Origin of the sequence: Acinetobacter sp. ABJ_C4_1 (genome assembly GCF_044538495.1) — a bacterium.
Classification (GTDB): Bacteria; Pseudomonadota; Gammaproteobacteria; order Pseudomonadales; family Moraxellaceae; genus Acinetobacter; species Acinetobacter nosocomialis_A.
The window spans coordinates 117,781-129,144 of sequence record NZ_JBIUCQ010000010.1; the positions used below are offsets into that span (position 1 = coordinate 117,781).

Annotated in this window: 10 protein-coding genes and 6 tRNA genes; 6 read left to right on the forward strand and 10 right to left on the reverse strand. The window is 37.1% G+C overall.

Going from position 1 to position 11,364, the window contains the following annotated elements:
- Positions 1 to 49 precede the first annotated feature (49 nt).
- The 3 genes from ACIF8R_RS13085 to ACIF8R_RS13095 all read left to right on the forward strand — a co-directional run bounded on the left by ACIF8R_RS13085 (position 50) and on the right by ACIF8R_RS13095 (position 4,241).
- On the forward strand, positions 50 to 625 hold the full coding sequence (locus ACIF8R_RS13085) for a hypothetical protein (protein ID WP_348898208.1): 576 nt from the start codon (positions 50 to 52) through the stop codon (positions 623 to 625).
- A 157-nt stretch (positions 626 to 782) separates the two neighbouring features.
- Positions 783 to 3,329 carry a PepSY domain-containing protein gene (locus ACIF8R_RS13090; RefSeq protein WP_396481185.1) on the forward strand — a complete coding sequence of 849 codons (2,547 nt, stop codon included), beginning with the start codon at positions 783 to 785 and terminating at the stop codon, positions 3,327 to 3,329.
- A gap of 126 nt (positions 3,330 to 3,455) precedes the next feature.
- A complete protein-coding gene (locus ACIF8R_RS13095; protein ID WP_396481187.1) occupies positions 3,456 to 4,241 on the forward strand; it encodes a YdcF family protein in 786 nt (261 codons plus the stop codon).
- Between the two features lie 227 nt (positions 4,242 to 4,468).
- Here the strand turns inward: ACIF8R_RS13095 and ACIF8R_RS13100 are convergent.
- From ACIF8R_RS13100 to ACIF8R_RS13135, 8 genes are all read right to left on the reverse strand, one after another.
- Positions 4,469 to 4,544 (reverse strand) — tRNA-Val (locus tag ACIF8R_RS13100).
- Between the two features lie 66 nt (positions 4,545 to 4,610).
- A tRNA-Asp gene (locus ACIF8R_RS13105) sits at positions 4,611 to 4,687 on the reverse strand.
- Between the two features lie 39 nt (positions 4,688 to 4,726).
- Positions 4,727 to 4,802 (reverse strand) — tRNA-Val (locus ACIF8R_RS13110).
- Between the two features lie 21 nt (positions 4,803 to 4,823).
- A tRNA-Asp gene (locus tag ACIF8R_RS13115) sits at positions 4,824 to 4,900 on the reverse strand.
- Between the two features lie 47 nt (positions 4,901 to 4,947).
- Positions 4,948 to 5,024: transfer RNA gene (locus ACIF8R_RS13120), tRNA-Asp, on the reverse strand.
- Between the two features lie 24 nt (positions 5,025 to 5,048).
- A tRNA-Val gene (locus ACIF8R_RS13125) sits at positions 5,049 to 5,124 on the reverse strand.
- 206 nt (positions 5,125 to 5,330) lie between these two features.
- Positions 5,331 to 5,834, reverse strand: a complete 504-nt coding sequence (elsL, locus tag ACIF8R_RS13130; RefSeq protein ID WP_396481189.1) for a cell wall-recycling L,D-carboxypeptidase ElsL — start codon at positions 5,832 to 5,834, stop codon at positions 5,331 to 5,333.
- A 212-nt stretch (positions 5,835 to 6,046) separates the two neighbouring features.
- Entirely contained in the window at positions 6,047 to 6,415 is a 369-nt protein-coding gene (locus tag ACIF8R_RS13135; RefSeq protein ID WP_002051275.1) for a YbaN family protein, read from the reverse strand.
- A gap of 104 nt (positions 6,416 to 6,519) precedes the next feature.
- On the opposite strand from ACIF8R_RS13135, the gene ACIF8R_RS13140 reads away from it, so the two are divergent.
- From ACIF8R_RS13140 to dapE, 3 genes are all read left to right on the forward strand, one after another.
- Positions 6,520 to 7,413, forward strand: coding sequence for a DUF1853 family protein (locus ACIF8R_RS13140; RefSeq protein WP_396481191.1), 894 nt, complete (start codon positions 6,520 to 6,522; stop codon positions 7,411 to 7,413).
- Positions 7,414 to 7,525: 112 nt separating this feature from the next.
- Positions 7,526 to 7,669 (forward strand): entericidin A/B family lipoprotein, encoded by a 144-nt coding sequence (locus ACIF8R_RS13145; RefSeq protein WP_396481193.1) that lies wholly within the window; start codon positions 7,526 to 7,528, stop codon positions 7,667 to 7,669.
- Between the two features lie 125 nt (positions 7,670 to 7,794).
- Positions 7,795 to 8,928 carry a succinyl-diaminopimelate desuccinylase gene (dapE, locus tag ACIF8R_RS13150; protein WP_396481195.1) on the forward strand — a complete coding sequence of 378 codons (1,134 nt, stop codon included), beginning with the start codon at positions 7,795 to 7,797 and terminating at the stop codon, positions 8,926 to 8,928.
- A gap of 137 nt (positions 8,929 to 9,065) precedes the next feature.
- Here dapE and ACIF8R_RS13155 read toward each other — a convergent pair whose 3' ends face one another.
- The gene (locus ACIF8R_RS13155; RefSeq protein WP_396481197.1) at positions 9,066 to 9,947 is read right to left on the reverse strand and encodes an alpha/beta fold hydrolase; all 882 of its coding nucleotides are present in this window, start codon (positions 9,945 to 9,947) and stop codon (positions 9,066 to 9,068) included.
- 7 nt (positions 9,948 to 9,954) lie between these two features.
- Positions 9,955 to 11,346: a coproporphyrinogen-III oxidase family protein gene (locus tag ACIF8R_RS13160; protein ID WP_396481201.1), complete on the reverse strand. Its 1,392-nt coding sequence runs from the start codon at positions 11,344 to 11,346 to the stop codon at positions 9,955 to 9,957.
- Positions 11,347 to 11,364 lie beyond the last annotated feature (18 nt).

An 11,364-nucleotide genomic window follows, 5' to 3' on the forward strand; every position in this document is an offset into this window, starting at 1 on the left:
TGCCAATTAATGCTAAACTTAAAACAGTTTACAATTTGTTATTTGCACTATGACCGCGAAAACTTTATATGCTTATACGCTTCAGCCTGTTCCTTACGAGGTAACAGAAGCTGAACAACGTAATGCACAGCTTCTTATCTGGCGCAGCACCAATAAAATCAGCACAAAAATCTGGGCAATTATGGGCGTAATTTTAGCCCTTGCGATTTTAGGTCTTATTTTTATTAAGAACTACTCTACAGTGATTTGCTGGGTTGCCATTGTTGGTGTAGTGCTTTATTACCTTGGCCGCACATATGGTTTAGAATGGTACGTGAAGCGTAAGATGAATGAGTTTCCTGTACAGGAAATTAAAGGCATTCGCTTAGGTGTACAACCTCACGGTATCGTAATGCGCCAGCAAATGGGCTTACAAGAAGGCGTTGGAACTATTGGATGGAAAAACATCTATGAATGGTACAACACCCCTGACTTTATTTTAGTTAACTTTAAAGTAAAAGATCCTAAGGGCCAAGAACAGCAAGGCGCATATATCTTGCCTAAACGCATGGACTCTAAAAACTTTTCTTTCAATACAATTCGTCAGCATTTGAAAGAAACTGTAGGTGAACCAAAAACTTTATAAGTTCACCTCATTAAAAAGCCTCCTTTACAGGAGGTTTTTTATTATGCTAAAAATAAATGATAATGAAAATTAATATTATCTCCAAAATCCATACTATCTACTCAATCTTCGGCTATACTCCGTTACAAGATCTCCATCATATTCACATTTTTCGACCATGTTTAAAAAGTTTTTATTTCAAATTCATTGGTTTATGGGTATTAGTGCTGGCCTCATCTTATCAATTATGGGTGTTACAGGCGCAATTTATTCTTATGATCAACAAATTTTAAAATGGGTAAATACAGATAGTTATGTTGTACAGGCAGAAAGCTCACCCAAGCTTACCCCAGCTCAGCTTTATCAGCATTTCACAACAACCCAGCCTGAAATTAAAATTAATAGCATTACCCTAGCCAAAGATCCTACCGCCTCATCTGTTGTAAATATTGAAAAAGAAGGCGAACGACGTGGCTACAATATGATGGTTAACCCTTATACAGCACAGGTATTGCCTGATGTTAAAGGCCGCGAGTTACTTTTATTAATACAACAAATTCACCGTAACTTAACTGCTGGAGAGTTCGGTAAACAAATTACTGGTGCTTGTGCTCTCATGCTCATTTATTTTGTCTTGAGCGGATTATATTTACGTTGGCCAAAGAAACACTCTGCACGTCAATGGCTTGCTGTTAAACCCAAACTCAAAGGTCGAAATTTTATTTGGGATTTACACGCTGTTGTAGGCACATGGGTTATTGTTTTTTATCTTCTTTTTGCTTGTACAGGTTTATACTGGTCATATGACTGGTGGCGTAGTGGTATGTTCAAAGTATTAGGTGTAGAACAACCTAAAATGCAGGGACATGGCGGAGCTGGACGTAATAAAGACAAATCTTCTGAAGCTAAATTAGATAGCACTCAGCTAATTACTGCCCTCAACCAGACTTGGAGCGGTTTTAACAATAAAATCGGACGTGACTATTCAACTTTAACAGTAAATTTACCGAAAAAAGATGATGGAAAAGTAGAATTAACTTTTGTTGATGCAACACCACAACATGAACGTGCGCGTAACCAAGCTGTCTATAACTATAAAACTGCCCATATTGAAAAGATGGAGCTTTATGAAGATAAAAAGCTAAATCAAAAAATCATGAGCAGCATGTTACCCGTACACCGTGGTAGCTTCTTTGGACCAGTTTATCAATTTGTAGCAATGCTTGCGTCTTTAGCAATGCCTTTATTCTTTGTTACCGGATGGATGCTTTATCTAAAACGCCGCAAACAGAAAAAACTAACACAAGCTGCTCGCCAGTCTTTAGCTGGTCACTACATCGATCAAAATGCTAAACCTTGGTTAATTACTTATGCCACCCAGACAGGAGTTGCAGAGCAACTCGCATGGAGTACAGCAACTAGCTTACAAGAAGCCCATCAACCTGTTCAGGTTAAATCTATACAACAGTTAACTGAAGCAGATTTACAACAGCATGAACAAATTCTTTTTGTGATCAGTACTTATGGTACTGGAGAGGCACCAGATTTAGCTTCTAGTTTTGCTAAAAAGCTATTAAAAACGCAATTAGAGCTCAAACATCTCAGATATGCTGTGTTAGCTTTAGGCTCGAAAGAATATCCAGATACTTATTGTAGTTTTGGCCACACTGTAGATGCGTGGCTTAAAAACAATGGAGCTGAAGCCTACTTTGATACGATTGAAGTCGATAATGCAAATCCAGCACATATTCAAAACTGGAATCAAGCTCTTGTAAAAGCAACTAAATTAGATTTGCATGCTGTTAATCTTGAAAAAGTATTTGACACTTGGACATTACAACAACGTGATTTACTCAACCCAAATAGTCTAGGACAGCCTGCTTACAATATTGAACTTACTGCCAAGCATGAAGCTGTATGGCAAGCGGGAGATATTGCTGAAATACAACCAGGTAATAGTCCTGAACGTATTAATGAGTTTTTACAACACCACCATATTCTTAGAAATGCAGTAGTAGATTCGCTACAAATTTCTATTGAAAAGGCGCTTTGGAATAAAGATTTAACGGGTGAAATTGAACCGTTTGCCAATCTGGACCACTTATTAGAACAGCTCCCTACCCTACCAACGCGGGAATATTCAATTGCTAGCATCCCTTCTCAGCAAGTGCTTCGTTTGGTTGTTCGCCAACAATCCGATGAATCTGGTCATTTAGGGTTAGGATCTGGCTGGCTGACACAATACACAGAAATTAATCAGAGTATTGCATTACGTATTCGTACCAATGAATCTTTTCACTTGATCGATGATAATCGTCCAATTATCTGTATCGGCAATGGAACGGGAATCGCAGGTTTAATGAGTTTACTTCATACCCGAACTCGTCAGAACTATACTGAAAATTGGCTTATTTTTGGCGAACGCCAACGAGCTCATGATTTCTTCTATGCATCAACCATAGAAGCTTGGCAAACAATGGGAATGTTAAAGCGACTTGATTTGGCATTCTCACGTGATCAAGAACAACGTATATATGTTCAAGATCTAATAAGAGAAAGTACCGCGGAATTGGTCAACTGGATTGAGCGCGGTGCAGTTCTTTATGTTTGTGGAAGTATTGAAGGAATGGCTAGCGGAGTAGATCAAGCGCTTATTGATATTTTAGGTGAAGAACAAGTCGATGAGCTAAGACAACAAGGTCGTTATCGCCGTGATGTTTATTAAATTTCAATAAATAATAAAGCCGAGTAATAGCTAAAATGCTTTACTCGGCTTTTTATTGCAATCAGCATTGAATTAGTAATGATTTTGCATACACTGTCTGCAATTTAAATTGCAACTTTAAACACAATGCAAGTCAGTAAGTGGATTCGGATTTTCTTAGCTATCATTGGTTCGATTTTATTTTTGGACGGCTTATTTCTAGCTTTTCTAAATAAAATTCATGTAGGCACAATTGTTCCTTTAATCTTAGGGGCATTTTTTTGCCTCTATGCATTATTTTATTATCATCTGGAACGTTTTTTCTTTTACCACTATCGCCTGCATTCAGTTTGGCGTTTTGGATGGCTATGTTTTTGGATCTGGTTAATAGGCTTAGGCTATTTTTTTAATTTTATTAAAGAAAATAAAGATACAGGTCAAAATATTCCCGCTGTGAAGGCAATTATTGTTTTAGGTAGTGGTGTCGAAAATAGTCAACCTTCTGCCATTCTTGCAAAACGCCTTGATACAGCAGCCCCAGTTGCCCTTTCACAACCTCAAGCGAAAGTTGTTTTAACAGGTGGTTTAGACTTTTCAGAGAAAGAACCCGAAGCATTAGTCATGTCTCGTTACTTGGAACAACGTTTTCATATAGCAAAAGACCGAATGATTCTTGAAGACAAAAGCACAAGTACTGAACTTAACCTTAGAAACAGCAAACCACTACTTGAGCAAGCTCATATTAGTATTGATCAACCTATTGCGATTGTTACAAGTGACTTCCATACCCCACGAGCTGCAGCTATTGCAAAGAAACAAGGCTATACCCAGGTTTATACAGTTGCTGCTGAAACTCCTTTGGTCACACGCTATAACGCTTGGCTACGTGAATACTTTGCGTATGCGAGTGGCTGGATTCTAAACGAGTATTAATCTTGGTTTAGAAAGCTGCTATTGCTTTACGGTATGGCAGCTTTAGTTAAACCAGATAGTAATCATAATTTAAAGTAATAAAATCTGAACTTAAAAAATTAAGCATAGAAAGGATAGGTTTTGACTAACAATAGAAGAGATAAAATAGATAGATAAGAAATAGGAATAGCAAAAACGCCAAAAACACTAAATAAATTAGTGCATATTTTTTAAAACTTAAAAAATTATGGTGGGCGCTGACGGGATCGAACCGCCGACATTCTGCTTGTAAGGCAGACGCTCTACCAACTGAGCTAAGCGCCCTGATTGAAAAAGACAACAAACGAAGTCTTTATACATTACATCCTCTAGATCAGGGAATCAAGAGAATGGCGCAGCGGACGGGGCTCGAACCCGCGACCCCCGGCGTGACAGGCCGGTATTCTAACCAACTGAACTACCGCTGCACTTGCAATACTTTAAAAATAAAGTATGGTCACAAATTATGGTGGGCGCTGACGGGATCGAACCGCCGACATTCTGCTTGTAAGGCAGACGCTCTACCAACTGAGCTAAGCGCCCTGCAAAAGCGTTTTATAAAAGTGGCGCAGCGGACGGGGCTCGAACCCGCGACCCCCGGCGTGACAGGCCGGTATTCTAACCAACTGAACTACCGCTGCACTTTCACAATATCGCAATTGTGGGGTAAACGATGTTAAGTCTTAAGTGGCGCAGCGGACGGGGCTCGAACCCGCGACCCCCGGCGTGACAGGCCGGTATTCTAACCAACTGAACTACCGCTGCACTTGAGAGCATAACGTAAAGGCTTGGTGGGCGCTGACGGGATCGAACCGCCGACATTCTGCTTGTAAGGCAGACGCTCTACCAACTGAGCTAAGCGCCCTTAACGTCTTCATCGTTTGTGAGGTGCATTATAGAGAATCTTTAACAGGTGTCAAACGCTTTTCGACAACTTTTCAAAAAAATGCGAATGAATGATTAAAAATAAGTCATTATTAAGTAAAAAACAATTTTTTGTATTTTATTTAAGCACTTATTTTAATATTTTGATCATTCGACGAATAAAACAAGAATGTTTAAAATCATAATTTAGGTTAAAGATTGTTCAGACAAATAAACAAGAGCATCTTCAGGGACTAAATCAAACAATTCAATGATTTCATCATTACGCATTCGAATACATCCATGTGACATTGGAACACCCATCGGTTCTTTATCGGGTGTGCCATGAATATAGATATAACGTTGCATAGTGTCGTGCCCATCTCCTTTGTTAAAGCCCTCTTCTAAACCATCTAACCAAAGAATGCGCGACAATATCCAATCTCGTTCTGGAAATTGTGTAGCGAGTTCACTGCTATAGACTTCGCCTGTTGGCTTACGTGCAATAAAAACTGCATTTTTAGGTGACTGCATACCAAATTTCTGGGCAACACGATGCCATCCACGTGGAGTTTTTCCGGTATTTTCTTGTTCCCCTATTCCATTCTTACCTGTAGAAACCACGTAAAACTTATTATGTTTAGGGAGGCTTAAAGTTTGGTTTGCTAAATCGATAAGAATATCTGCATTTTCAAGTTTAAATTGGGACATGGAATTTCTTCTCTTATATAAACTCAACTCTATTTTGAGCTTTAATAAAAATTAATGGGAAACTTGTCATACATCGCAAGTAAAAGATTATTAATGCTCTTTTATCTACGCGCAGTTTCACTGCTTGTCTTGCGCCAAAATTAAAAGATTATCAATCTTCTTTTATCTACGCGCAGTTTCACTGCTTGTCTTGAGCCAAAATTAAAAGATTATCAATCTTTTAATTTTGGCTCAGGGCGTAGCCATAACCAAATTGCAACAACGAGCATGGTAGTATCAGTGAAAACTTTCACCCAAAATGGCGCAGAGGTAAACAACATTAAAATACCGCTTGCGGTCATCATAATGCTTGCAATCCATTTTGCCTTACGTGGTACCGTACCATTGGCTCGCCAGTCACGTAGAGTTGGTCCATATTTTGGATGATTTAATAGCCATGCATCCATCTGAGGCCATCCTTTTGAGGCAGCCCAAGCAGCCAGAATAAGAAACACTGTTGTCGGCATGCCTGGTAAAATTGCTCCAATAATACCAAGCGTGATAAAAATCACGACCAGAGTTCGCCAAAACAATGTTCGCATATATAAACCTTAAGCTATTGTTGATCGTAGTATAAAGTGTTTTTCTGGTATTGTTTTGTTGATCGACCATGAAATTGGGATGAATTATTTCGAGTACTAAACGTATGAATATTGCTTCAGTTAAAACATCCTATTTTGAGCCATGGCTACAGTTCAACCATCCAATGGTAAGGCAATTAGCATTTACTATTGCTAGTCCCAATTTACTTTGTCATCTTCCCCAAAGTCTCGCTATTCAGCATAACTTTCAATTACACCCTGATCAGATTTGGGAACAACATTTTCAGAACTATTTACCACGTTTAAAACAACTCGATGAAACACCAGAACCTTTACTTCAGTTTATGTCTCGGCTGAAAAGCACACGCTTAGGCTTACGTTTTGAAAATTTACTTTGGTTTTGGTTACAGGAAGATCAATATCATTCTTATCAGTTATTAGGTCATAGTATTCAAAAAATCGAGGGAGCTAAAACTTTAGGGGAACTCGATTTTTTAGTTTTAAATAAAGAAACTCAACAAGTTGAACATTGGGAAGTTGCCCTAAAATATTACTTGGGTGAAGGTCAATTAAATTTAGAACAGTGGATTGGCCTAAACAGAGAAGATACTTTGAGTAAAAAGCTTTATCACTTTACCGATAAGCAGTTTCAGTTTTCAGAAGCTTTAGGTTTTAAAGTTCAACAGCGTTTTGCTGTACTAAAAGGTCAGCTCTACCTTCCCTTAAATTCAGCTCAAGACCAATCGATTCCGGACTGGGTAAATTCAACCCGTCGTCTCGGATTTTGGGGAACAGTAATTCCTAATTCTAATTTTTATCGTCTAGAGAGACATGAATGGCTTTGTCCAAATAAACAAGCAAGTTCAAACACTGCTTATTGGTGGACTGACGGCTTATATTATAGAAACACTGAGAACACTCAGTTTTATATGTTTAGACATCCTCCTCTCTTAAGTCCTGGACTCGACAGCGACGAAAAAATGCCGCTTTACAAGTAGGTATAAGCTTATAGAAACAATTTATAACGTTTTTACTATTAAACAGTCATGTTTCTTTTTACGTTTGTTTTTTAATCTAAATTTACTTCATTATTAAATTTAAACGGAGAAAATGATGAAAAAAGTTTTAGTCGCGTCTGTAATGATCGCATTTGTATTAACTGGCTGTAATACGTTCAAGGGTTTTGGTAAAGATGTCTCTAAAGCTGGTGATGCTGTAACTAACACCGCACAAAAAACTGAAAATAAAATGTAAGTTATGCAGAACCTTTAAAAACCTTATCACTACGATAAGGTTTTTTTATTTTTAAATACCCAACCTTCAGAGATTCGCCTATTATATCGGACTATATTTCACCTACTCATCATGTAGTTTCCGGTATGAACCACTCAGACACTCTCTCGCTTAGTTTAGAACTTTTACAACAGCCTTCTGTTACTCCTATTGATCATACTTGCCAAACGATTATGGCTAACCGCTTAGCTAAAGCTGGTTTTCACATTGAGCCTATGCGCTTTGGAGATGTCGATAATTTATGGGCTCGACGCGGCACTGAAGGGCCTGTGTTTTGTTTTGCAGGACATACCGATGTTGTTCCGACAGGCCGTTTAGAAGCGTGGAATTCAGACCCATTTGCACCAGAAATTCGTGATGGCAAACTCTATGGTCGTGGTTCAGCTGATATGAAAACTGCGTTGGCAGCGATGGTGGTCGCATCTGAACGATTTGTAGCAAAGCACCCAAATCATAAGGGCTCAATTGCTTTTTTAATTACTTCAGATGAAGAAGGCCCTGCTGTTAACGGTACAGTTAAAGTTATTGAAACACTTGAAGAGCGTAATGAAAAAATTACATGGTGTTTGGTCGGTGAGCCATCAAGTACAAGTAAATTAGGTGATATTGTTAAAAATGGCCGTCGTGGTTCTTTAAATGGGGTTCTACATGTTCATGGTAAGCAAGGTCACGTGGCATATCCTCACTTAGCTCGCAATCCAATTCATGAAGCTTCGGCTGCCCTAGCACAGTTATGCCAAACTGTTTGGGACAATGGAAATGAATATTTTCCTGCAACCTCATTCCAAATTTCGAATATTCATTCAGGTACTGGTGCAACTAACGTCATTCCAGGTACTTTAGAAGTTACTTTTAACTTCCGTTACTCAACAGAAGTTACAGCTGAACAGCTGAAACAGCGTGTGCATGAAATTTTAGATAAGCATGGTTTGCAATATGAAATTGACTGGAACTTATCTGGTTTGCCATTTTTGACTCCAGTAGGTGAATTAGTTAATGCTGCTCAAACTGCTATTCTAAATGTAACTGGCACTGAAACTGAGCTATCGACTAGTGGCGGTACATCTGATGGGCGTTTCATTGCGCCAACAGGTGCACAAGTTTTAGAACTCGGTGTTCTAAATGCAACTATCCATCAAATTAATGAACATGTGGATGTACACGATCTTGATCCTTTAACTGATATTTATGAGCAAATTTTAGAAAACTTACTTGCTTAAAATATTAAAGATCAATAATTAGATAAAAAGCATCCTCTTTAGGATGCTTTTTATTATTTTTAACTGTGAGTACATTGTTTAAAAATCTTAAAATAAGATTCTTATTTATCAACCTGAATAATTTATTTTCATAGTCTTTATAGAACTTCTTTTGAGTTCTTATCTATCCATTGCAATATAGTTGGCCAGACTTCCCTAGCAGCATTTTGGCTTAAAACAATTCGGCTATGGGAATAATTTTCCAAGTTATTATTAGAGTAACCAAATTCACGAAATACGTTATCTTGATTTTCAAAAGCTTTTAAATATTTATAACACCCTTTAACTGGTGCAATAAATTTATCGCCAGTTCCGCTAATAGAATATATTGGGACTCTAATAGAGCTCATATGTTTTTTATAATCAATATTTTTAAATTCACTAATAAAATTTTGCTTTAAATTCCAGTTAAACCATGGCCGCATGGTGTAGTAGCTTTCATTTACTCGTCCTAATTTAAATTTATTAGCTGGTATCTGGCCTAGACCTTTAACAACAAGTTTTGCAGAAAAGAGTTTAATAAAGTCAAAAGAGTTATTTACTGCTCCAAATGCTTGGCAAGCTATAAAAGTAATACTTTGGATATTCTTTAAATATTCTGGATAATTAATCAAGAACATTGTTAAGCATAAACCTCCGCCACTATGGGTTACACAGTGTAAAGAGGCGATATTAAAATGATGATAAATATAGTGAAATGCAGTCTTATATTCATATAACGCAACAGTTTCAAAATTAAATGGAATATCTGTTTTTGGGCTTGTGCCGTGCCCTCGCCATTCTAAAATAAAACAGATATATCCATGATTTGCCAAGTAATCTGCAATACCCATACACACAGTCTTGTCTGAAAAAGCACCATGAGATAAGAAAATTGCTTCTTTTTTTATAGGGGTATTCTCACTTTTAGCCACTTCCCATAAAGCAAACTCGCCATGGTCATCTGTTTTTAAAATATGCAGCTCTTTATGAATTGACATTTATTTTCTACTGTTGCAAAGATTTTATTCTAGGTTGACTTAATAATGCCTGAATAAGTGGAGTATAAAACTCGCCTTCATTAATAAGTTTAATATATTCATCACTATGCTCTACCCAACCTTCTTCGGCTAATGCATCCCAAATAGGCTTATAATCGAGTTTAATATCGCTATTAAAAATTTTCTCGTACTTTTTGGTGTTAATTTTCATTTCCTGTAATGCTTGAAATATCCAAATTAACTTTACGTCTTCAGTATCATGAACAAACATACGTTCAACAGGAAGTTTATTTAAAGATATTGCATTGTAGTATTCAGTTAGGTTTCGATGATTCATTGCTGAAACAGATTTAATGCTTGATGAGTTAGGTTGCAGTCTCATATTAACGGCTGCATAACCCAATCCACTCATTGTGGTCATTTTACTTTGCCCATTGGCATCTAAGCAGTCTCTAAGGTTATCTTCATATAAATATTTCTCTGAAATTAATTGGTTATTATCTTCTTTTTCCCAATCATATACTGTTTTTTGTTTATAGCCTTTGCTTATTAAGAACTGTTTAGCAATGTTATACATTTCAATTTTCTTCTCAATAGAGGGCGTATTTTGCTTTTGTTTTGTCGCAAAGTCAGAACGACCAGCAATATTAAGCTCATAGTGAGTAATATGTTTTATTCCTGATTGAACAATACTTTCCAAGTCTCCTAGCATTGCCTCAACCGTTTGATTTGGCCAACCATAGATCAAATCGACGTTACAAGATAAAGAGTACTTATGGAACAATTCAATTGCATCAAAAACCTGCTTTCTCGTTTGTTTTCGACCGCTTGTAGCGATTAACTCATCATTAACCTGTTGTACTCCCATACTGACACGGTTAAAACCTGCATCTTTAATTGCTCTTATTTTATCTTCATTAAAAAGTTGAGGGATACCTTCTAATGTCATTTCTATAGGGCTAGATATACCAGCATCGGGAAAAAGAGAAGATACAACCTTAGTCAGTTTCATATAATCATTAGGCTGAAGTAAATTAGGTGTACCTCCTCCTACATACAAACTTTCAAGCTTAGCTCCTTGATAAAATTCTTTATATAAGTGGGCTTCCCTACTTAAAAAATCCAGATAAAAGTCCATTTCCCGCTTACCTTTATAGTCTTGTGTTGGGAAAAGACAAAATCCACAATGAGGTGGATCAGTAGGAATACAATATGGAATGCCTAAATATAAATTTATAGACTTATATTGAGCATCTGTATTTAATAAAAAGTAATTATTTTCTTCTTCCTTTAAATCTGTTTTCCACATTTTAGGTGAGGGATGGGTATGTAGAACTTTATTTGATAAATGTCTTACTTTATTTTTTTGGATGAAATTTTTAATCGAAGCAATATCCATAGTCACTATATTTGTCAT

Coding starts and splice junctions, on each gene's coding strand:
- ACIF8R_RS13085 (WP_348898208.1), top strand. CDS start 50: ATGACCGCGAAAACTTTATATGCTTATACGCTTCAGCCTGTTCCTTAC.
- ACIF8R_RS13090 (WP_396481185.1), top strand. CDS start 783: ATGTTTAAAAAGTTTTTATTTCAAATTCATTGGTTTATGGGTATTAGT.
- ACIF8R_RS13095 (WP_396481187.1), top strand. CDS start 3,456: ATGCAAGTCAGTAAGTGGATTCGGATTTTCTTAGCTATCATTGGTTCG.
- elsL (WP_396481189.1), bottom strand. CDS start 5,834: ATGTCCCAATTTAAACTTGAAAATGCAGATATTCTTATCGATTTAGCA.
- ACIF8R_RS13135 (WP_002051275.1), bottom strand. CDS start 6,415: ATGCGAACATTGTTTTGGCGAACTCTGGTCGTGATTTTTATCACGCTT.
- ACIF8R_RS13140 (WP_396481191.1), top strand. CDS start 6,520: ATGAATATTGCTTCAGTTAAAACATCCTATTTTGAGCCATGGCTACAG.
- ACIF8R_RS13145 (WP_396481193.1), top strand. CDS start 7,526: ATGATGAAAAAAGTTTTAGTCGCGTCTGTAATGATCGCATTTGTATTA.
- dapE (WP_396481195.1), top strand. CDS start 7,795: ATGAACCACTCAGACACTCTCTCGCTTAGTTTAGAACTTTTACAACAG.
- ACIF8R_RS13155 (WP_396481197.1), bottom strand. CDS start 9,947: ATGTCAATTCATAAAGAGCTGCATATTTTAAAAACAGATGACCATGGC.
- ACIF8R_RS13160 (WP_396481201.1), bottom strand. CDS start 11,346: ATGGATATTGCTTCGATTAAAAATTTCATCCAAAAAAATAAAGTAAGA.